The 20,468-nt window shown below is 64.0% G+C and carries 24 protein-coding genes, 1 pseudogene and 1 riboswitch; of the genes and pseudogenes, 11 read left to right on the top strand and 14 right to left on the bottom strand.

The annotated features are described in order from the left end of the window. The first annotated feature begins 21 nt into the window (after positions 1 to 21). The 6 genes from QP802_RS04000 (at position 22) to QP802_RS03975 (ending at position 3,308) form a co-directional block, all read left to right on the top strand. Positions 22 to 1,185 (top strand): 5-(carboxyamino)imidazole ribonucleotide synthase, encoded by a 1,164-nt coding sequence (locus QP802_RS04000; RefSeq protein ID WP_256041924.1) that lies wholly within the window; start codon positions 22 to 24, stop codon positions 1,183 to 1,185. 18 nt (positions 1,186 to 1,203) lie between these two features. Further along, positions 1,204 to 1,704 (top strand): 5-(carboxyamino)imidazole ribonucleotide mutase, encoded by a 501-nt coding sequence (purE, locus tag QP802_RS03995; RefSeq protein ID WP_070362972.1) that lies wholly within the window; start codon positions 1,204 to 1,206, stop codon positions 1,702 to 1,704. After that, complete coding sequence (locus QP802_RS03990; protein WP_071572702.1) at positions 1,697 to 2,176, top strand: YdcF family protein; 480 nt, start codon at positions 1,697 to 1,699, stop codon at positions 2,174 to 2,176. Before purE ends, QP802_RS03990 begins: the two co-directional genes overlap by 8 nt. A 60-nt stretch (positions 2,177 to 2,236) precedes the next feature. Next, positions 2,237 to 2,872 (top strand): DUF305 domain-containing protein, encoded by a 636-nt coding sequence (locus QP802_RS03985; RefSeq protein WP_070362970.1) that lies wholly within the window; start codon positions 2,237 to 2,239, stop codon positions 2,870 to 2,872. An 84-nt stretch (positions 2,873 to 2,956) separates the two neighbouring features. Then, on the top strand, positions 2,957 to 3,142 hold the full coding sequence (locus QP802_RS03980) for a DUF4282 domain-containing protein (RefSeq protein WP_070362969.1): 186 nt from the start codon (positions 2,957 to 2,959) through the stop codon (positions 3,140 to 3,142). Further along, positions 3,123 to 3,308 carry a DUF4282 domain-containing protein gene (locus QP802_RS03975; RefSeq protein WP_240492828.1) on the top strand — a complete coding sequence of 62 codons (186 nt, stop codon included), beginning with the start codon at positions 3,123 to 3,125 and terminating at the stop codon, positions 3,306 to 3,308. Before QP802_RS03980 ends, QP802_RS03975 begins: the two co-directional genes overlap by 20 nt. Before the next feature lie 6 nt (positions 3,309 to 3,314). On the opposite strand, the gene QP802_RS03970 is transcribed toward QP802_RS03975, so the two are convergent. The 13 genes and pseudogenes from QP802_RS03970 to QP802_RS03910 all read right to left on the bottom strand — a co-directional run bounded on the left by QP802_RS03970 (position 3,315) and on the right by QP802_RS03910 (position 15,192). Beyond that, positions 3,315 to 4,403, bottom strand: coding sequence for a ThiF family adenylyltransferase (locus QP802_RS03970; protein WP_284817645.1), 1,089 nt, complete (start codon positions 4,401 to 4,403; stop codon positions 3,315 to 3,317). After that, positions 4,400 to 5,191 carry a thiazole synthase gene (locus QP802_RS03965; protein WP_070362967.1) on the bottom strand — a complete coding sequence of 264 codons (792 nt, stop codon included), beginning with the start codon at positions 5,189 to 5,191 and terminating at the stop codon, positions 4,400 to 4,402. The genes QP802_RS03970 and QP802_RS03965 overlap by 4 nt, the downstream gene beginning before the upstream one ends. 2 nt (positions 5,192 to 5,193) lie before the next feature. Then, entirely contained in the window at positions 5,194 to 5,391 is a 198-nt protein-coding gene (gene thiS, locus QP802_RS03960) for a sulfur carrier protein ThiS (RefSeq protein WP_070362966.1), read from the bottom strand. A 9-nt stretch (positions 5,392 to 5,400) separates the two neighbouring features. After that, entirely contained in the window at positions 5,401 to 6,498 is a 1,098-nt protein-coding gene (gene thiO, locus QP802_RS03955; protein WP_070362965.1) for a glycine oxidase ThiO, read from the bottom strand. After that, positions 6,495 to 7,145 carry a thiamine phosphate synthase gene (locus tag QP802_RS03950; protein ID WP_070362964.1) on the bottom strand — a complete coding sequence of 217 codons (651 nt, stop codon included), beginning with the start codon at positions 7,143 to 7,145 and terminating at the stop codon, positions 6,495 to 6,497. Before QP802_RS03950 ends, thiO begins: the two co-directional genes overlap by 4 nt. After that, a pseudogene (locus QP802_RS03945) lies at positions 7,138 to 8,634 on the bottom strand (bifunctional hydroxymethylpyrimidine kinase/phosphomethylpyrimidine kinase); the annotation flags it as partial. The pseudogene QP802_RS03945 and the gene QP802_RS03950, both read right to left, overlap by 8 nt. A gap of 3 nt (positions 8,635 to 8,637) precedes the next feature. Beyond that, positions 8,638 to 8,734, bottom strand: a riboswitch (TPP riboswitch). Positions 8,735 to 9,010: 276 nt separating this feature from the next. Then, a complete protein-coding gene (locus tag QP802_RS03940; RefSeq protein WP_070477699.1) occupies positions 9,011 to 9,220 on the bottom strand; it encodes a PEP-CTERM sorting domain-containing protein in 210 nt (69 codons plus the stop codon). A 3-nt stretch (positions 9,221 to 9,223) separates the two neighbouring features. Continuing rightward, positions 9,224 to 9,538, bottom strand: coding sequence for a hypothetical protein (locus QP802_RS03935; protein WP_070362961.1), 315 nt, complete (start codon positions 9,536 to 9,538; stop codon positions 9,224 to 9,226). 70 nt (positions 9,539 to 9,608) lie between these two features. Beyond that, positions 9,609 to 10,430 (bottom strand): carbohydrate ABC transporter permease, encoded by an 822-nt coding sequence (locus QP802_RS03930; protein WP_070477701.1) that lies wholly within the window; start codon positions 10,428 to 10,430, stop codon positions 9,609 to 9,611. Then, positions 10,427 to 11,431: a carbohydrate ABC transporter permease gene (locus tag QP802_RS03925; RefSeq protein ID WP_256059599.1), complete on the bottom strand. Its 1,005-nt coding sequence runs from the start codon at positions 11,429 to 11,431 to the stop codon at positions 10,427 to 10,429. The genes QP802_RS03930 and QP802_RS03925 overlap by 4 nt, the downstream gene beginning before the upstream one ends. Positions 11,432 to 11,532: 101 nt before the next feature. Next, complete coding sequence (locus QP802_RS03920) at positions 11,533 to 12,789, bottom strand: ABC transporter substrate-binding protein (RefSeq protein ID WP_284817644.1); 1,257 nt, start codon at positions 12,787 to 12,789, stop codon at positions 11,533 to 11,535. A 123-nt stretch (positions 12,790 to 12,912) separates the two neighbouring features. After that, positions 12,913 to 13,605, bottom strand: coding sequence for a TIGR03089 family protein (locus tag QP802_RS03915; protein WP_070975914.1), 693 nt, complete (start codon positions 13,603 to 13,605; stop codon positions 12,913 to 12,915). A 24-nt stretch (positions 13,606 to 13,629) separates the two neighbouring features. After that, positions 13,630 to 15,192: an LCP family protein gene (locus QP802_RS03910; protein WP_083329463.1), complete on the bottom strand. Its 1,563-nt coding sequence runs from the start codon at positions 15,190 to 15,192 to the stop codon at positions 13,630 to 13,632. Between the two features lie 147 nt (positions 15,193 to 15,339). Here QP802_RS03910 and QP802_RS03905 point away from each other — a divergent pair, with 147 nt between their 5' ends. The 3 genes from QP802_RS03905 (at position 15,340) to QP802_RS03895 (ending at position 17,927) form a co-directional block, all read left to right on the top strand. Further along, on the top strand, positions 15,340 to 16,212 hold the full coding sequence (locus QP802_RS03905; protein WP_256020720.1) for a glycosyltransferase family 2 protein: 873 nt from the start codon (positions 15,340 to 15,342) through the stop codon (positions 16,210 to 16,212). Positions 16,213 to 16,237: 25 nt separating this feature from the next. Continuing rightward, a complete protein-coding gene (gene manB, locus QP802_RS03900; RefSeq protein WP_252930919.1) occupies positions 16,238 to 17,332 on the top strand; it encodes a mannose-1-phosphate guanylyltransferase in 1,095 nt (364 codons plus the stop codon). Between the two features lie 304 nt (positions 17,333 to 17,636). After that, positions 17,637 to 17,927: a WhiB family transcriptional regulator gene (locus tag QP802_RS03895; RefSeq protein WP_305083192.1), complete on the top strand. Its 291-nt coding sequence runs from the start codon at positions 17,637 to 17,639 to the stop codon at positions 17,925 to 17,927. Positions 17,928 to 17,936: 9 nt separating this feature from the next. Here QP802_RS03895 and QP802_RS03890 read toward each other — a convergent pair whose 3' ends face one another. Next, entirely contained in the window at positions 17,937 to 18,407 is a 471-nt protein-coding gene (locus QP802_RS03890) for a metallopeptidase family protein (protein WP_070362954.1), read from the bottom strand. A gap of 94 nt (positions 18,408 to 18,501) precedes the next feature. Between QP802_RS03890 and QP802_RS03885 the strand changes: the two genes are divergently transcribed. Together QP802_RS03885 and QP802_RS03880 are read left to right on the top strand one after the other, a co-directional pair. Further along, a complete protein-coding gene (locus QP802_RS03885) occupies positions 18,502 to 19,008 on the top strand; it encodes a DUF3499 domain-containing protein (RefSeq protein WP_240492737.1) in 507 nt (168 codons plus the stop codon). A gap of 10 nt (positions 19,009 to 19,018) precedes the next feature. After that, on the top strand, positions 19,019 to 20,404 hold the full coding sequence (locus QP802_RS03880; protein WP_284817643.1) for a phosphomannomutase/phosphoglucomutase: 1,386 nt from the start codon (positions 19,019 to 19,021) through the stop codon (positions 20,402 to 20,404). The last annotated feature ends 64 nt before the right edge of the window (positions 20,405 to 20,468 follow it).

Raw genomic sequence — 20,468 nt, 5'->3', positions numbered from 1 at the left:
GTTGTGAGAGACGCTCAAGGAATGCCCAGAGTTGCCGTTATCGGTGACGGTCAGCTTGCCAGAATGATGCACACGGAAGCCATCGAACTTGGACTGCAGCCCAGGGTGCTTGCAGGCGCCCCGGACGCCTCGGCCGCCCAGGTGTTTGGTGACGTCCAGCTTGGTGACTACACCAACTTCGACGACCTGCACGCGACCATTCAGGGTGCCTCGGCGATTACGTTCGACCACGAACACGTCCCAAACGAGTTCCTGCAGCGCCTGCTGGACGAAGGTTACAACGTGGAGCCGCGCCCCCAGGCGCTGATTTACGCCCAGGACAAGCTTGAGCAGCGCACCAAGCTCAAGGAGCTGGGGGCACCGGTGCCGCCGTTTGCGAAGTTTGACTCCGTGGAGGACGCCCGCGAGTTCTGGAAGCTTGTCGACGGCCGCGTGTGCGTCAAGGCGACGCGCGGAGGCTACGACGGGCACGGCGTCTGGTTCCCAGAGACCCTGCAAGAGTGCGAGCAGCTGGTCACCGATCTGCTTGAGAAGGGCGTTGTGCTGTACGCGGAAGAAAAGGTGAACTTCGCCCGCGAACTTTCCGCGATGGTGGCGCGCAACCGGGACGGCGAGGTCAAGGCGTGGCCCGTCGTCGAGTCACGGCAGGCGGACGGCGTCTGCCATATCGCGATTGCTCCAGCGCCAGAACTGCCGGCTGATGTGGCGAAACAGTGCCGTGATCTTGCCACCAATATTGCGACCAAGCTTGACGTTACGGGCGTGCTCGCCGTTGAGCTCTTCGAGTGCATCGGGGAGGACGGGGCGTCGAAAATTCTGGTCAACGAGCTTGCGATGCGCCCGCACAACACGGGGCACTGGACGCAGGACGGCTGCGTGACCTCCCAGTTTGAGCAGCACCTGCGCGCGGTCCTGAACTGGCCGCTCGGGTCCGTGGACACGCTCGAGCCGGTCACGGTGATGGTGAACACTCTCGGTGCGGAGGAGGATCCGCAGATGCCGATGGAGCAGCGCGTCATCGAGGTGATGCGCCGCTACCCGGAGGCCAAGGTGCACCTGTACGGCAAGAGCTGGCGCCCTGGGCGCAAGATGGGACACGTCAACGTCACCGGCTACGACGCCACGTCCACCTTGGCAATTGCGCAGCACGCCGCGCACTTTATTGTTCACGCGAACTGGTACTAACAGGAGGAGAGTTTCTTCATGAACGCACGCGTTGGCCTCATCATGGGCTCGGATTCGGACTGGGACACGGTTGCGCCTGCCGCAGAGGTACTTGCGGAGTTCGGGGTGCCGTTTGAGGTCGGGGTGGTCTCCGCGCACCGCACCCCTGAGAAGATGCTTGCCTATGCGAAGCAAGCACATGAACGTGGCATCCAGGTCATCATTGCGTGCGCCGGTGGGGCAGCCCACCTGCCGGGGATGGTTGCCGCGGCAACGCCACTGCCAGTCATCGGTATCCCTCGCGCATTGAAGGACCTTGACGGGCTGGATTCTCTGCTTTCCATCGTGCAGATGCCAGGGGGTGTTCCAGTCGCGACGGTGTCTATCGGCGGCGCGAAGAACGCGGGCCTGCTTGCTGTTCGGATGCTCGGTGCCGGGGATCCGGAACTAGTGGACAAGATGGCGAAGTACCAGGCCGACATGGCGGCCGAAGTTGAGCGTAAGGATGCCGCGCTGCGCAGCCGGTTGCTGGGTGAGTAGCAGTCCCATCGTGGTGCTGGGTGCGCGAATTGTCGACGGCCACCCGTCGCGCATGCTGCACGCCCGGCTCTGCAGCGCACTGCTCCGCTGGCGGACGGACGCGCACGCTGGCGTGCGGCGCGCCATCGTGGTCACCGGCCGCGGGGAGGCGGCCGTGATGGCTCGCTGGCTTGTCGAGCGCGGCGTGCCCCGTGAACTGATCATTCAGGAGCCCCATGCGTCGTCGACGAACGAAAACCTCGAGCGTACCCGCGCGTTGTTCCCGCACGCGCCGCGGCTGATCGTGGTGACCAGCAACTTCCACGTGCGCCGCACGCGCGTGTGGGCCTGGCACCTGGGGATTCCAGTGGAGATGGTGCCTGCGCGCACCCCGCGCCGTTCCCGGCCGAAGAACTACGCGCGCGAGCTCGTTGCGTTGCCGCACTCCGCGGCGCGGGTTGTGTGGCGACGCCTTATGCACAAAATGCGCTAGAGTACATCCGATGGTGCTACTTTTGGTGCCATGTGCTTCAGTCCTAGGAAGGCTCCATTCATGACACACTTACATCGCCGCATCACCGGCTTGATCACCGTTGCAGTACTGGGGGCCAGCGTGGCTTCATGCGCCGGAGATGGCCAAGACGCCACAGACGCGCCCCAGACCGACAAGGACGGTGCCGCAGTGACTGCCGGGGCCAACCAACCCGCAGAAGTCAATGGGGTCGATTTGCATTTTCTCGCGATGATGACACCGCATCACCAGCAAGCCGTGGACATGAGCGAGATCATCCTGGCCGCCGATGGCATCAGCGAAGCCACCGCGGACTTGGCCGAACGGATTAAAATCGGGCAACAAGAAGAAATCGACACCATGGTCGACTGGGCTGAACAATGGGACCAGGGTGACTTGATGGCACATCACGCCCCACACATTGCCAATGGCATGATCACTCCAGAACAGATGGACCAGCTGAAATCACTTTCGGGCGAGGAAGCAGACACCCGGTTCCTCCAGCTCATGCATTTCCATCACGCGGGTGCCGTTGCCATGACCCAAGACCAAATCGACAACGGCGGCTACCAGCCTCTCGTGGAACTGGCTCAACAAATGGTCGACGTGCAAACCGCTGAGATGCACGAGATGGAACAACTCCTGGAAGCCAGAGGCGAAAGCCTGCTGACTGAGTAACCAACCTGGATAAACGAAGCGGGAGCGCGTTAACCCGGGTATAAGTTCGTAGTGCACCTGTAATACGACTGAAAGGGAACACCCATGATCGCCAACTTCAACGCCGCGCAAAGCAAGCAGACCGCCGACGGCTTCTTCTCCGCGCTTTTCGACTTCTCCTTCTCCCAGTACATCACCCTGAAGTTCGCCCGCGTGATCTACCTGATCTCCGCAGTCTTCATCGGACTGTGCTGGGGTCTTCGGCCTTTTGGTGTCGCTGGCTACGTTTAGTGTTGGTTTTGGCACCGGCCTGCTCATGCTGATCGGCTTCCTTCTCTTCGGTACGCTTTTCGCGCTGTTCTCATTGATCAGCGCGCGCGTCACCCTCGAATTCATGGTCTCGGCGATCAAGACGGCGCAGAACACTTCCGAGATCGCAGCGGCGCAGCGTCGTTAGGGGTCGCTAGACCCCGCCCGGCAAACTGTGCAGAGTGAGGCCGCGCGCGGCGGCAGCCTCGCCGAAGCGCGCAACGAAATCGGCCGAGCGCTTACCGGAGGCGCAGTAGACCACGACCTCGCCCGCGCCGCGCAGCGTATCGAGCAGTGCGAGCGCGGCGTCCGGGTCTTCGCGCCACACCGAGGCCGGCAGGTGGAAGGACGCGTGCGGCAGGTCCTTGATCGCTTTTTCACCGAGTTCGCGCACGTCCAGCGCTGTGGCGTGACCATCCGCGACCTGCACGAGTAGGCGCGTTTTCTCGCCGTCTGGCGGCAGCATACACGGGGCAGCTTCGGAGACGAGTTCGGTGACCAGCTCGCGCTGCGGGTCGGCAGCGACCTCGAAGCGCCGGAGCGTCCCGGCGAGCGCCTCGTAGACATGGAGCACACCGACCTCGGCGTCCATGCCCGCGAGGTATTTCACGGCCTCCGTGGCCATCAGCCCGCCGACGACCGAGGTCGTCACCCCGAGCACGCCGGCGGTGGCGCAGTCCGGAGTGTCCTCGGGTGCCGGGTGGGTGGGGTAGAGGTCGCGTAGCCCGACCCCGCGTGCATCCGGTCCGGAGTACCACAGCGCGAGCTCGCCGTGGAAGCGCAGCACCGAGCCCCACACCAGGGGCGTGCCGGTGAGTTCTGCGGCGTCGCCGGCGAGGAATTTCGTGGTGAAGGTATCGGAGCCGTCGATGACCAGGTCGTGCTCGCGGAACAGCCCAGGTGCGTTGGAGGTGTCGAGGCGCTTGCGCAGCGGCACGATCGTGGCGTCTGCGCGGTGTCGGCGCAGCTGCTCGGCTGCCACCTCCACCTTGGGCCGGCCCACGTCGGAGGCGCTAAACAGAATCTGGCGGTGGATGTTGGTGTCATCCACCACGTCATCATCAATCACCGTGATCGTGCCGACACCTGTGGCCGCCAGCGCCTGCATCACCGGGCAGCCGAGCCCGCCCGCGCCGATGACAAGCACCCGCGCGCGGTTCAGCGCCTCTTGGCCCGCTAGCCCGAAGCCGGGCAGCAGCGTTTGGCGCGCGGTGCGCCGCAGCTCAGCGTGAGGCAGGCTCATAGGACCTCATCCGCCCAGCTCGCTAGGCCATCAAAGCTTGACGACGCCAACGCCCCTTCCGCATGCGTCCGCCGCGGAATCCGACCCGCATCCCGCGCGAGCCGGCCAGCCTCGACCGCGTGTCGCATCGCACGCGCCATCGCGACCGGGTCCTGGCAACGGTTGACCGCGCTGGCGAGCAGCACGCCGTCGCAGCCGAGTTCCATGGCCAAGGTGGCGTCGGAAGCGGTGCCGACGCCGGCGTCGAGAAGCACGGGCACCTGCGCACGCGCGCAGATCAGCTCGATGTTGTGCGGGTTCAAAATGCCAAGGCCGGTGCCGATCGGAGAGCCGAGCGGCATCACCGCATGCACCCCAACCTGCTCCAGGCGGGCGGCGACGACCGGGTCGTCGGAGGTGTAGGCAAGCACGACGAAGCCTTCGGCGACGAGGAGCTCGCAGGCGTCGACAAGCTCGACGACGTCCGGCAGCAGCGTGTGCTCGTCCGCGATGACCTCCACCTTGACCCAGTTCGTGCCGAGCGCCTCGCGCGCCAGTTGCGCGGTGAGCACCGCGTCGCGGGCGGTGCGGCAGCCCGCAGTATTCGGCAGGGGATCGATGCCGAGCCGGGTGAGCATCTCGAAGACGCTCTCGCCGCCATTGGTGCGGGCGGCATGCCGACGCATCGCCACGGTGGTCAGCTGCGTGCCGCTGGCCACCAGCGCGTCCTCGAGCAACTGCTGGCTGGTCGCCCCGCCGGTGCCCATGATCAGGTGGGAGTCGAATTTCTTGTCGGCGATGTTCAGCACGTCTAGCCTCCTTGGACGGCGGTGAGGATGTCGACGGTGTCGGCGTCGGCAAGCGAGCTGTCCCAGCGACTTGCGGGCACAACCTTGCCATTGACAGCGACGGCGACGCCTTCTGCGTGGCCGACGACCTCCTCGACCAGCGACCGCACAGTCGGCGCGGTGTCGAAGGTATGGGGCTTCTCGTTGATGATGATGCGCATGATGCTCCTTTACAGTTCGTGGCGGCCGGGGTCGCAGTCGGAAATATCGACGGTGGTTTCGCGGTCCAGCCCGAGGTCGGCGCCGACGCGCGCGCCGAGCGCTGCCAGCAGGATGCCGTGGCGGAAATAACCGGTGGAGACCACCAGGTTCTCGCCGCGCAGCCCCAGGTAGGGCAGGTCGTCGGGCGTGCCTGGGCGATTGCCGACGAGCGCCTCAACCAGCTCGCAGTCCTCGATGGCGGGGACGACGCGGATGGCGTCGCGAAGCAGCGTATACACGCCATCGACGGCGGGCCGCACGCGCGCGTCTTCGCGGCTGGTTGCGCCCACGGCGATGGTGCCGTCGGTGCGCGGGATGATGTAGACGGGGCGGTCCTCGACGAAGGCGCGCACGACCCGGCCGACCGGCATGCGGCCGGTAAGACGCAGCATGTCGCCGCGCACCGGTCGCAGGTTCAGCGGCAGACCGAGCGCGCTGGCACCGAGACCGTTGCACGCGTAGATGGTGTCGCCGCGCAGGCTGCCGGTGCTGGTTTCGACGCCCACGCAGGTTTCGCCCTCCCAGCGCAGTGCTGTGGCCTGCTCGCGAACCAGCGTCACGCCGCGCGATGCAAGCTCGCGCAGCAGAGCGGCGGCGAACATGCGCGGGTTGACCTGGTGGTCGCCGGGGATCTCCACCACGCTGGCCAGCTGGGGGCTTAGGCCCGGCTCCTGCGCCCGCGCCTGGCGCAGCGTGAGGCGGTCGACGTCCATGCCGTGGGCGTGCTGGTGCTCGGTGAGCTCGCGCAGGTGGGTAGCGTCGGCGCGGTCGGCGGCGACCACGAAGGTCGACTCGGTGCGGTACCCAACCTCGATGCCCGGCAGGTCTGCGATCAGCGAAGGATAGAGCGCCGCCGACTCCAACATCAGCGGATAGAGCGGCTCCTGGCGGTACTGCACTTCCGCGGCCGGGGCGAGCATGCCGCCGGCCACGTTGGTCGCGCCGCTTGCCGGGGCCGGGTCCACCAGCGCGATCCTGCGGGGATCCACCCCGCGGCGTGTGAGCTCGAACGCGGTGGTCAGGCCGATGATGCCGGCGCCGACGATGACGTGCTCGAAACTACTCACGACGCTTCCTCGAAATCCTTGACGATACCCGCCGCCATCGCGCGCGGGTCCTCAGCGTGCATGAAACCGCGGACGATCGCCACGCCGGCCACGCCCGTGGCGGCAAGCGCGGCGGCATCCGTGGCGTGTACGTCGCCGATCGCCACGACCGGTACCTGCGAGGCCTCGACCAGCGCCGGGTAGCCGTCGAGGCCAAGTGGGGCGCGGCCGGAGTCCTTCGTCGGGGTCGGGCGGAAGGGGCCCGCGCCGACGTAATCGATCACGTCGGCGTACGCGTTCGCCGCCTCCACCAGTGCGAGCGTGCCGGTGGTCAGTCCGAGGATCGCGTCCGGCCCGAGCAGTTCGCGCGCGGCGCGCGGGTCCATGTCGTCCTGGCCGATGTGCGCGCCGTGGATGTGGTGGGTGCGCATGAGGCGGGCGGCGAGGGGAACGTTGTCGTCGATAAGCACGCGCGTGCGCGGGTTCGCCGCGGCGACCGCATCGGCGACCTCGCACGCGAGACGCTCGAGGTCGGCTTTGGCGATCGGCTTGCTGCGCACCTGGATCACGCCCGCCCCGCCGGCCGCGGCTTCGGCGGCGACGCGCGCGACATCGGCGGTAGGCTGGCCCGTGACGAAATAGCAGCGTAGGTCGAGCGACTTAGGCATCGCGCACCACCCACGCGCGGTCGGCCTGGTCGAAGAAATCGCGCTCGTAGCGCGAGGCGACCGCACACGCGCGCACCGCCGCGTCCAGGGCGTCGGGGTTCGCCTCAAGGGTGGCCTCGCAGCGGTCGATCGCGCCGCGCACCGCCTCGTAGAAACCGTTGCCCGAGTAGGTGGCCAGCCAGTCGTGGTAGGGATGCGAGGCGTGGTTGTGCTCCGCGAGGCGCGCGCCGACCTCGTAGTAGAGCCAGTAGCAGGGCAGCACCGCCGCCTGCCCGATCGCCGCCGACTCGCCGAGGGCGGAGGCGAGCAGGAAATCGGTGTAGGCGCGTGTGACCGGCGACGGCAGCGTCTCGCGGCCAAGATCGGCGAGCCAGGTGCGTTGCATCTCTTGCTCGTCGGTGATCGCGGCGTCCGCATCCTTTGCCCACGCGCCGCCAAGCGCGTGCAGCGAGCGCGCGTACTTGGTCAGGTAGTAGGCGTCCTGCTCGAGGTAGAACATGAAGTCGGCGTGGTCGAGGGTGCCGTCGGCAAGCGTGCGGATGAACGGCAGCTCCATAATCGCGGTGAGGTACGGCGCCGAGGCGTCCCACAGCGCCTGGGTGTACGGGCCAGCAGGCGTGGCGAGTGGCGCGGTTGGTGGGGCGTCGATGCGCAGGAAGCGCTCGGGGTTGCAGTCGGCGGCGCGCTGCATGCGGCGGCCGACGTGCCCGTGGTCGACGGGGCCGCGGCCGTGTCCAACGGCGAGCACGTCGGCGTGCGCAATCGCCTCGTACAGCCAGCGCGACGCCCACTCGGTCGCCGCCGGCGTATCGAAGCCGGCGCCCAGGCGCGTCGCCAGCGCCGAGGAAAAAGAGCAGCCCGTGCCGTGCGTGTTCTTCGTGTTCACGCGGCTTACCGACACGTGGTGCACGCGCTCGGCGGTCACCACGGCGTTGTCTGCGCGCGGGCCGGTGAGGTGCCCGCCCTTGACAATCACGGTTGTGTCCAGCTTTTTCGCCAGCCCCTGCGCCTGCGCGATCGCGGTGTCGAAGTCGGTGGCCGGGTCTTCGCCGGTGAGGACGGCGAGTTCGGGGAGGTTGGGCGTGATGATGTCGGCAAGCGAGGCGAGCTCGCGCAGCGCGACTTCCGCCTCGGGCGTCAGGAGCCTATCGCTTGACGACGCCACCATCACCGGATCCAACACCACCGCGGCCTCTCGTGCGTGTGTGGTGAGGAATTCGCGCACGACCTCGATGATTTCGGTGGTGCCGAGCATGCCGATCTTGATCGCGTCGATCGCCACATCATCGGTGACGGAGCGCAGCTGTGTGCGCAGAAAGTCGATCGGCGGGGTGAAAATCTCCTGCACACCGGTGGTGTTCTGGGCGACCAGCGAGGTCACTACGCTGTAGGAAAAGCCGCCGGCGGCCTGGATGGATTTGATATCGGCTTGGACGCCTGCGCCTCCGGTCGGGTCGGTGCCGGCAATCGTGAGGATGCGGGGCAGGGCAGGTGCATTCATGTGGGACATCCCTTCGCTAGGTTGAGCTAGAGCAGGTTCGACGGGTCTGATCTCAGCACCACTTCGGGGTGCACCCCGTGTCACATTGGTGACACTAGCACAGCGCGAATCCTGCCCTGCGCACGATCGCAGCGGCAAAAACCAGACCTATATTAGGCGTATGGATTGGGCTGCCGGTTCTCTTTTGAGCTGAAAGTGGAATGCTTCTCACAATCGCTTGTTTGTGCAGCGTGTGGGTGTTTATTGTGGGTGGCATGATACTCGTAGACGCATTAATCGCCGGCGAAGTACCAGTCCGACATGGCGGCTGAAGTTGAGCGTAAGGACGCCGCGCTGCGTGAGCGTCTGCTCGGCGAGGAGTGATTTAGTCTTCGCCTGCGCGCCACTGGCGCCACCGGCGAATCAGCCACCACAGTGCTGCGACGAAGGCGGCAAGAACGAGGCCCGGCCAGATTGATGGCTCGGGCTTTGTGATGTTGATGGCGGCCTGTACGAAGGCGAGCAGGGTGAAGAACCCTACGAACCCAATGATTGTTTGCCAGAGCAGATCCTGGCGCTGTGAGGGCCGTTGCACTCGTTAGAGGCGGGGGCCGAAGTTCAGGCCCATGTGCGGGGCAGCGAAGTATAGCCACCCGGCCATCAGGGCCCCGAGTACTGCCAAGAGCCCAACCACAACTCCGGCGACCTCAAGCGCGTTTGCTTCTTCCTTGGTCACACCACCGTTTGCGGTGGTGTTGGTGGTGACGTTGGTGGTCACTGTCGTGCCGTTGTTATCGGCGTTGGTGTGCACCGTTGCGGTGGTTTCGGCGTGTGCCGTGCCAGTCATGCCGCTCAGTACCAGGGAGGATGCGAGTGCGGTTGCCGTCGCGATTCGGAGTGTGGTGTGGTGCATAGCTGCTCTTTCTAGGGGCGGGAAGTAATAAAGTGAATACAGCTTAATCTAGACATAAGAAAAAGTTAAGTCAGCCCTTCACGCCGCCGGCTGTGAGACCAGACACAATACGGCGCTGGAATACCAGCACCATGATGATCAGCGGAATCGTCACCAGCGAGCCCGCCGCCATAATCGCAGCGTACGGGTACTCGAAGGCGCTCGGCCCCGAGAATCGTGCAATTGCGACGGTGACAGGTTCAGTCGCCGTGGACGACAGCTGGCGCGCCAACATAAATTCATTCCAGGTGGTGATAAACGCCAGGATGGCCGTCGTGAAGATGGCCGGTGCCGCCAACGGCAGCAAGATGAGGCGAAATGCCTGGCCACGGGAGGCGCCGTCGACACGCGCTGCTTCCTCGAGCTCCCAAGGAAGTTGCTGGAAGAACGACACCAGCGTGTAGATAGTCAGGGGGAGGGCGAATGAGATGTTCGGGATGATCATGGCACGGTATGTGCCGATCCACCCGAGGTCACCGAACAGCTGGAACAGGGGAGTGACAAGCGCAATGCCAGGGAACATCGAGGCCGCCAAAATGATGCCCGTGATGAATCCCTTGCCGCGGAAGTCCAGGCGAGCAAGCGCGTAGGCGGTGAACACGCCCACGGCGACCGCCAACGCCGTTGTCGCCAGCGAAATAATCAGCGAGTTGAAAATCGCCCCGAGGAAGTCATTGCCGGCGTCCGTGGCCAGTGCGTCCCGGTAGTTCTCGAGGGTGACGTGCGTGGGCCACGGCGTGGTATCGAACGTGAAGCGTTTGTCCCGCAGCGCCGTGATCACCATCCAATAAAACGGGGCGAGCCCCCAGAACATGATGAAGATGATGCCTGCGTAGTGGCCGAGTCGTTTCATCGCGCTGCCGCCTCCTTCTTCTCCTGCTTGCGCTTCGCGCGCCGGGCTTCACGCCGTTCGTTCGCGCCACCAACGTTCGCTCCGAGGAACCGCACCATGACGAACGCAACCGCGAAGATTAGCAGGAAGATGAGAGTGGACAGCGCCGAGGCCGAGTTGAAGTTGCCCTGACGCATGTCCTCAACCACCAGTTGCGAAATTGTCGCGGTAGGGGAGTTTGAGGAGCCCGAAATCATGATGACCGGCAGGTCGTACATGCGCAGCGCGTCGAGCGTACGGAAGAGCACCGCCACCATGAGCGCTGGCCGCACCAACGGCAGGGTGATGCTGGTGAAAGTCTGCCATGCGGAGGCGCCGTCGACGCGCGCGGCCTCGTAGACATCCTTCGGAATCATCTGCAGGCCTGCGAGGATGAGCAGCGCCATAAACGGCGTGGTCTTCCACACGTCGGCGATGATCACCGCGAAGCGTGCCGCCCACGGGTCAGTTGTCCACGCCACGCTCGCGCCCAGCAGCGAGTTCACGATACCGCTCGGTGCGAACATGAACTGCCACAACTTCGCGGTCACCGCGGTTGGGATCGCCCAAGGGATGAGTACGGCCGCGCGGATCAGACCGCGGGCGCGCGACGGCCGGTTCATGATGATGGCCATCCCGATACCGAGCACTGTCTCCAAGGCGACGGTGACCACGGTGAAGAAGAGTGTCACCGACACTGCTGGCCAGAAGTCGGTCGCAAGCACGCCAGGAGGGCAGGCACCCACCACGCCCGACGGCGTCATACAGCGGTTCGACAGCCAGTACAAGTAATTATCGACGCCAGCAAAGCCACCATCGACGAACACTCCGGTAGAGGCGTCGAGGTGCCGGTTGGACTGGAATGAAAGCCATATTGCGCGGACGATCGGGTAGCCGATCACCACCGCCAACACCAGCAAGGCGGGCGCGACGAGCGCTGCTGCCTTCGTGGTATCGCGAGGCTTGGATGGAGATGTGCTCATCGCGGGCCTTTGCAAAGTAGACGGGAAGATGGAGATATACGAACTATAACGCCCGCCCGAACACAGTCCGGGCGGGCGTTCTGCTCATACGACGTATCGTATTAGGAAGCCTGCTTGATAGCAGCTGCCATGTCGGCGGTGGCGTCATCGACGCTCTTACCGGCGGTCAGTGCTGCGTAGGCGTTGTCCTGGATAGCCTTCGAGATCGCAGGGTAGAACGGGGAAACCGGGCGAGGCTGCGCGTTCTCCAGCGAAACCTTCAGTGCTGGCAGGTATGGGTGCTTTGCAACCAGCTCGGCGTCGTCGTAGATCGATGCGAGCACTGGTGGGAAGGATGCTTCAGCGAACGAGAGCTGGTTGTCTTCGTTGATGATGAACTCGATGAAGTCCTTCGCGGTCTGCTTGTGCTTGGAGTTGACGTTGATGCCGTTGTTGTAGCCACCGAGGGTGGAAACACCCACGCCGTCCTTGCCAACCAGCGGCTGGACCTCAAAGTTCACGCCAGCTTCCTGGGCGTTGGTGTACATGTACGGCCAGTTGATCGCCAGAGCGGTGTTGCCCTCGGTGAACGCGAGGTTGGTTTCCTCCTCGGTTGCTGCCGTGGAGCTCTTGGCGATGACGCCGTCGTTGTATGCGTCAACGAGTGCTTGCAGTCCGGCCTTTGCGGCGTCGGACTCGACGGTTGGCTCGCCGGCGTCGTCAAGGACGCTGCCGCCCCAGCCGTTGATGAAGCCGAGCGTGTTTACGGTCAGGCCCTCGTACTGCTTGAGCTGGGTGGTCAGGCAGTCTCCCTCGACCTCCTTGCAGGCGGCGATGACGTCTTCGAAGGTGTCAGGCGCGCTTGGGACCTTGTCGACGTTGCGGAACAACAGCTGGCCGTTCGTGTTCTGCGGCAGGGCGTAGAGCTTGCCGCCGTAGGTCGCGGAGTCGACGGTGGACTGCAGCAAGCCGGAGGTGTCGATGGCGTAATCGCCCTCGAGTGGCTCGAGCCACTGGTTCGCTGCGAAGTCGGCCGTCCACACAACGTCGAGGGCCATCACGTCGTAGTCGGCGTTACCCGCCTGGAGGGACTGCACGAGCGTATCGCGCTGGTCGTCGGCCTCGCCGGCGAGCTCAGAGAGGGTGACCTGCTCATCTGGGTGAGCCTCGTTCCACTTCTCGATGATCGGCTTGAGCTTGTCCGTGTCATTGCGGCCCATGGCGAACGTGATCGGGCCGCGCTCCGCGCCGCCCTCGGAAGCGGAGGTGCCGGAGTCCTTGTTGGTGTCCGCTGCCTCGTTGTCAGAAGAGCAACCGGTCAGAGCTGCGCCAGCGAGCGCAATTGCACAGAGGGTTGCACCAGTCGTACGGAGTTTCATTCATCCGCCTTTCGTTGGGTCATGTGTGACTCGTGTGAATTCGGTGTCTTCAATCTAGTGAAAAACTGGACCCGGGCGCGCAGAAATCTGCCGAATTACCTACGAACGGGGGAGAAAACGGGGTTAAATGTCCGGTTGTATGTGGTTTACGTGTTCCGCCTGGGCGATGGCTGCGATCCTGTCTTTACCAGGTGTTTCCGCCCCGTCTGTCACCACGACGACCGAACCGCCCCCAGCCAGCGGGGCAAGTACGCGATGTTCGAATTCGTCGGCGCTGTTCCAACCGGCAATCAATACCCGTTGGGGGGAGGCGGGCTGCTCAGCCCCCTGAGGAGCTGCTTGTGACCACTGCGCGATGTCTGCAGTCTGTCCAAAGTACTGGTCGCCGTAGCTGCGCACCGTGGGACTGAAGTCCACGGTTCCAAGTGGCAACGTGCCGCCTGATTCGACGACGCCGCGCCCGAAGGGGTCCCTTGATACAACGACGCACTCGTCCGCATCAGCCCAGGTGTCGACGCGCTCCGCCACGGTAAACACGAGCGGGACATCGTCGCCTGTGCTCGCGAAGATCGGGCGACGCCCAATGTTGTAGGCGCCAAGCGCGATCACCGCAGCCTGCCAGGACACCGGAAGGTCGATCACGATGGGGTCAGAGCCCTCGAGGTCGAACTCCTCGTCCAGCAAGTTGCCCACTTTGCTCAGCCAGTTGTCCAGAGTCAGCGCGGAAAATTCTATGCGGCTGCCCTGTGACTCGTCGTAGACGGTCAGGCGTGGTGTGGCGGGGTCTTCCTGCAATAAGCGTGCCAGCATACTCATGGCAGCCAAGCATAGGTGGCCAAGCTAGTTCACGCAGCGAGGCCCTTGGCCGCCAGCGTCGATCTCCGGGCCCAGACTCATGCCGCTGATGTCGTCGCCAGGTGTGCCGACGGGCACATGCTGTTGGGCATCTTCCGGATCGACCTTCGCGGGGCCGTTGTAGTCTTCCGCGACAACCGCGATGATGCTGCCCGGTTCGAGAGCATTGTTCGCCGTGACTGGGACGCCGCCAAGCATCTCGGCGAGCTTGCGTGCTCGTGGGTCTTCGGGGTCGGCGGCGACCACCTGGGATTCCCAGTAGATTCCGTCCATTGCGTTGGATACATCGGAGACCGTAATGCCTGCGTCGGCCAACCACTCGCCGGTGGCGCGGGCTTGGCCTGGAACGGAGCCCGCGTTGAGGACGGAGACCTGCGCACCTGCAAAGTCTTCGGCCTGCTGGGGAGCTTGCTCCGGTTGGCTGTCCTCGGGGACCTGTTCCTTGGCTGCGGACTCCATGAAGCTGTGGACCTCGTTGATGTCCACGGTCACGATGGATTCGCCGAAGTCGCCGACACCGTTGACCGAGGTCACAGGGATGGTGGTGAAGGTGACGTTGCCGCCCGCCAGGCCGGACATCTGCTGGGCAAAACGCATCACGTCGAGGCTCTGGTCAAGAGTGACCGAGCGCTCCGCCGCGGTTGCCAAGTCGCGCAGTTTCGCTGGGCTTGTCAGCGTGCCTGCGGAGAGCACCTTCTGCACCAACGAGGCCATGTACGCCTGCTGGCGCACGATGCGGTCGAGGTCGCCGCGCGGCAGGTCGTGGCGCTGCCGCACGAAGGACAGCGCCTGAGCGCCGTCGAGCGTTTGCTGCCCGGCAGGGAAATGTGCGCCGGAGAGTGGCTCGTCGACCGCGGCGTTGAGGCAGACGTCCACCCCGCCAACCGCGTCCGTAAGAAGGACGAAGCCGAGCAGGCCTACCTGCGCGTAGTGGTCTACTTCCACGCCGGTGAGGTCATTGATGGCGTCGATAAGCCCGAGCTGGCCTGCGCGTGCAACCTCTTGCTCGAGTGCCGGGCCCTCTGGCTTGCCCGCGGCGATGAGCTCCTCGCGTTTGGCGGCGGCGTGCGCACCGTAGACACCATTGATCTTCATGTTTCCGTAGTCGTCGGTGTGTACGTACGTATCGCGCGGGATGGAAACTGCCGTGGCCCGCGAACCGTCGTCGGGCACACGGATAATCATGATGGTGTCCGTGTTGATCTCACCATCGGCGACACCCGCGTTGAGGTGCGCCAACTCAGACTCGCTCAAGGGGTTGCCTTGGGCGTCAGTGCGGGAGTCCGAACCGACCAGCAGGATGTCCATCGCGCCGTCGATCTGGTCCTTGTCGCTCTGCCCACGTCCCGCGTTAATCCGCAGCTCAGAGGCGCTGAGCTGATTGCTGACCCTGCCGACAGTGAAGTAGCCGACGGCCGACACCGTCAACGCAACGGCAGACAGCACCGCAAGGGTTGTCTTCACAACCGGGTGCCCCAACTGCGAGATGTCACGCATCTGCGATGGGGCGGGCTGGATGTCGCGCGCAGGCCTCAAGGAGTCAGTCACAGGGCGCAATTATACAGGGTGCGAAAACAACAAAAGACACGTGCGTGGGCGAGTTCAAGATGCTTCTCACACTTTTGGATGGGTAAGCTGATTCGCATTGTGTACATGAAGGCTGGCCGAGAGGACCGATAGGAGGGGCAGGCAGCTATGACAGCTCCACTCGCCGTGGTGGCGGTGACGTACTCGCCAGGCAAGCACTTGGCGCAGCTCATCGCTTCGCTTGACGACGCCACCGAGGGTCAAACACTGCTTATCTGTGCAGATAACGGCTCTACCGACGGTGCCCCGGAGGCTGCCGCACGTGAACACGACAACGTCGAACTGCTGCGCACCCGCGGCAACATCGGGTACGGCGCTGCGATCAACGCCGCGGTCCGGGAGTTGCGGCCACGCCGCGAGCGGGGAGAGATCAACGGTGACTACTTCTTGATCTCCAACCCGGACGTGGTGTTCCAGCCGGGAAGCGTGGACACGCTGCGCGCCTGCATGGACGCGCTACCGGAGGCGGGCGCCGTAGGGCCGCGCATTGAGGACTGCGAGGGCAACCTGTACCCAAGTGCGCGAGAGGTGCCGGGCATCATTACCGGCGTGGGGCACGCCTTGTTATATGAGGTGTGGCCGTCCAACCCATTTTCTGCCTCGTACAAGGCGGAGCAACACATGGATCACCAGCGCAGTGCGGGCTGGCTCTCCGGGGCGTGCCTGCTCGTGCGGTGGGACGCCTTCGACGTCATTGGCGGGTTCGACGAGCGCTACTTCATGTACCTCGAGGACGTTGACTTCGGAGACCGCTTGCGCCGCGCCGGATGGGAGAACGTGTACTGCCCTTCCTCGGTCATCGTGCATGACCAGGGCCATGTTGCTAGCAAGTTCCAGCGAGTCACGGTGCCGGCGCACCACACTTCCGCATATCGTTTCCAGTCTGACCGTCACCCGCACTGGTGGCAGGCCCCGCTGCGCGCGCTGCTGTGGGTCGGTTTGAAAGTGCGGGCGGCACTGTTTGTTTCGCGCAGTAAATAAGAAGAACGCTTTGAAAGGATTCCACGTGAATGCATCCCGCACCGTGACCCCGGAGAATACCGACGCGGTCATTTTGGTTGGTGGTCGCGGCACGCGCCTGCGTCCGTTGACGGTGAGTACCCCGAAGCCGATGTTGCCGACCGCAGGGCACCCGTTCCTCTCGCACCTGCTTGCGCGGATCCGCCAGGCGGGGATGCGCCACGTGGTGCTGGGGACGTCGTACCGCGCTGAGGTGTTCGAGGAGTACTTCGGCGACGGGTCCGACTTCGGTCTTGAGATTGAGTACGTTGTCGAAGAGGAGGCGCTGGGTACCGGGGGCGCGATCCGAAACGTTGCCGACAAGCTGCGCTTCGACAACGCGATGGTGTTCAACGGGGACGTGCTGTCCGGTGCTGACCTGAGCAAGATTTTGAACTACCACGCTGAGAAGGACGCCGACGCGACCTTGCACCTGGTCCGCGTACCCGATCCTCGCGCGTTCGGTTCCGTCCCAACCGACGAGGACGGCAATGTGCTTGCGTTCTTGGAGAAGACGGAGGATCCGCCGACAGATCAGATTAACGCTGGGTGCTACGTGTTCCGCCGCGAAGTCATCGAGCAGATCCCGGCTGGTCGCGTGGTCTCTGTCGAGCGCGAGACGTTCCCTGGTTTGCTTGAGTCGGGCGCGAAGATGGTCGGCTACGTGGATACCTCTTACTGGAGGGACATGGGTAGGCCGTCGGATTTCGTGCAGGGCTCCTCGGACGTGGTGCGCGGTATTGCGTACTCGCCGCTGCTGGAGGGCCAGACCGGTGAGGCGCTTATCGACGAATCCGCTGGCGTCGCGGGTGGTGTCATCTTGATGGGCGGCACCGCGGTTGGACGCGGCACGGAGATCGGCGCTGGGTGTCGCGTGGATGACAGCGTCATCTTCGATGGGGTCACTATTGAGCCCGGTGCCGTGATCCGCGATTCCATCATCGCCTCGGGCGCCACGATTGGCGCGAACTCGCGCATCGACGGCTGCGTGATCGGAGAGGGCGCACAGATTGGGGCGCGCTGCGAACTGCAGGGCGGCATGCGAGTGTGGCCTGGTGTGACGATTCCGGATTCGGGAGTGCGCTTTTCCCCAGATGCGTAAGCGACACGCCGTATGGGTGGAATTTCTAGCTGGTTAGTAAGGGGTAGCCAATTCGCCTACCACATGTAGTACCCCCGTGCTGTACCCCCGTTTCTAGCCCCCTGTGACTGTTGTGACTCGTGTGACTGATGGCGTGCAATTCTTGCGGAAAAGGTCAAGGTTTCACCCCGATAGCTTGCACCTATTTAGTGGTTCGGTGTGTAATCGCATGAGTGCAAGGGTCACTCGTCGCACCCCTCAAGCGGGTAGACGACGCAGCTGGCCGAAACGAAGAACGACGGAGAAAGGGGACGGCGTGGAAGACATGGCGAATGGTGCTGACATCCGTGGCGTAGCCGCGGTCGGCATGAGCTTCGATGAGCTGTTCGGTGCCGTCGAGCAGGAATGGCAAGATCAAGCGCTGTGTGCTCAAACCGATCCCGAGGCGTTCTTTCCGGAAAAGGGTGGCTCGACTCGCGAGGCAAAGCGAATTTGCAAAGCGTGCGCCGTGCGCGATGAGTGCCTCGAGTTTGCGCTCGAGCACGACGAGCGCTTTGGCATCTGGGGTGGCCTCTCGGACCGTGAGCGCCGCCGCTTGAAGAAGCAGATCGGCTAAACGCCTGCACTACCAGGGAAAATCTGAATCGATATCCCGCGGGTCCAGGTTGATATACGAAGCAACAAGGGCGGTCAGTACCCAATGAATGAGGGCTGACCGCTCTTCTGCTGTCTCAGTGCGCTGCTCAATCGGGCGGCGAAACAGCACAAAGCGCGCCCGGGTGGGCACCCCGTAACGGTCCACGCCCGCCTGTAAGATTCGGCCGAGTGGGACGGGACCGTCGGCAACAATCTCATCGCTGAAGCGCGCGACGTCGGGGCTCAGGCGCATCCGGGGGATCGTATCGACGGCCAAGTCCACCGTTGCCAGCTGCTCAAAGTACGCGTTGTGCAGCGGTGCGTACGTGTCCAGTACTAGCTGATCGAACTGTGCGGAGCGGGTTCGATAACGCGGAACACCAACGGGCAGCAGCGGGCCGCGGGCCCCACGACCGTGGCGGTCCCGCGCGGTCCGAAGGTGGTGAGTTGGCGCGTTCATGCACCCAGATTCTAGAGATGTTGCCGCTGCACCGGGCATGGCGCGCCGGGGCCGTACTACCAAAATCTCAAGTTGGGGTTTAGGCTTAGACGGCGTGAGTACTTTCCGTCGGTGTTGTCGTCCTGGTTGTGGCAGGCCTGCTGTGGCCACGCTGATTTATGCCTACTCGGAATCGACAGCAGTAATCAGCCCGCTCTCGCCGAACCCCGAGCCCCACGCGTGGGACCTTTGTGAGCGCCACTCGGCGCACATCACGGCCCCCGTTGGCTGGGAGCTTGTGCGAGTAGAGGCCGTCGACATCTTTGACGACGAAGCCCACGCCCTCGAGGACGAGGAGCTCACGGCGCTGGCGCAGGCCGTCCGGGAGGCGGGGCGGGTGACCACCGGGCTGGTGGACAACGGCGGAGATCCAATCGAGTACGAGGCCACCAAGGACTTTAACGACCCGTCGACTTCGAACCACCCGGTGCACCGCACGAAGCGGATCGAGGAGCACCTCGCCGCGGAGAAAGATGCGCGGCGTTCCCACCTCCACGTGGTCCCTGACCCAGCCGAAGCCACTGAAGACGCCGAAGATACCGGCGAGGAGCACAGCAACTAAGATTGCCTGTATGGCTATTGAGCACACCTATGAGTCCTTGAAGGGCCTTATTAAGGCGTATGACATTCGCGGCGTTGTTGGCTCCACCATAGATGCGGACACAGTCCGCACAGTAGGCGCAGCATTCGCCCACATTATTTACAGCGAGGGCGAGCGAACTATCGCCGTCGGACACGACATGCGGCCATCCTCGCCGGAGCTTTCCGCTGCGTTCGCAGAGGGTGCGACCTCGCAGGGGCTGCACGTTCTTGACCTCGGACTGACCTCGACCGACGAGCTCTACTACGCAGCAGGCACCTTCGAGTGTGCCGGCGCGATGTTTACCGCCTCCCATAACCCTGCCCAGTACAACGGGATCAAGCTGTGCCGTGCGGGCGCTACGCCGGTCAGTACTGATACGGGCCTGTCCGAGATCAGCCGCATGCTCATCGAGGGGGTTCCGGCGTTTGAGGGCGAAGCTGGGAGCGTCGAGAAGCGGGATGTGCTCGACTCCTATGCGCGTTTCCTCCGGCAGCTTGTGCCGCTGCCGCAGGGCAAGGCGTTAAAGGTCGCAGTCGATGCTGCGAACGGCATGGCCGGGCTGACTGTCCCGGCGGTGCTCGGAGACCTGAATATTCGGCCGCTCTACTTCGAGCTCGATGGCACGTTCCCGAACCACGAGGCTAACCCGCTCGACCCGAAGAACCTTGTGGATCTACAGCGATTCGTTGTCGAAGAGAAGGCGGACATTGGCCTGGCATTCGACGGTGACGCGGACCGCTGCTTCGTCGTGGACGAGCGCGGGGAGGCGGTATCTCCATCGGCGATTACGGCGCTGGTGGCTACTCGCACGCTCGCGACGCACCCGGGCGCGACCATTATCCACAACCTGATCACCTCGCGTGCAGTGCCGGAAATTATCCGTGAGCAGGGCGGAAACCCCGTGCGCACCCGAGTGGGGCACTCGTACATCAAGGCTGAGATGGCGCGGACAGGTGCCATGTTCGGTGGGGAGCACTCCGCGCACTACTACTTCACGGAATTCTTCAACGCGGACTCTGGCCTGGTCGCGGCGCTGCATGTGCTCGCGGCATTGGCGGAGCAGGACAAGCCGTTGAGTGAGATGATGGCCCAGTACGAACGCTACGAGGCGTCCGGGGAAATCAACTCCACCGTCGATGACCAAGAGGCTGCCACCGAGCGTGTTCTTGAGGCACTCGGTGACCGCGTCGCGGACATCGACCGTCTTGACGGGGTTACGGTCACACTTCGCGACGAAGACAGTGCCCCCGGGCCGGTCTGGCTGAACCTGCGTGCGTCGAACACGGAGCCACTGCTGCGACTCAACGTCGAGGCCCCAACGAAGGCGAAGGTCGACGAGATTGTGCGGGAAGTTTTGGCTGTGATTCGCCAATAGTGCAGGTGGTCTTCGTCGCTGTTCCGTGAAACGGCGCCTCGCTGGTATCCTGGAACGCTGTTGT

The sequence above is a fragment of the Corynebacterium sp. UMB10119B genome, assembly GCF_030228125.1.
GTDB classification, from domain to species: Bacteria; Actinomycetota; Actinomycetes; order Mycobacteriales; family Mycobacteriaceae; genus Corynebacterium; species Corynebacterium pseudogenitalium.
The sequence above is the reverse complement of the archived record's forward strand: the minus strand, read 5'-3'. Positions and strand labels throughout refer to the sequence as shown.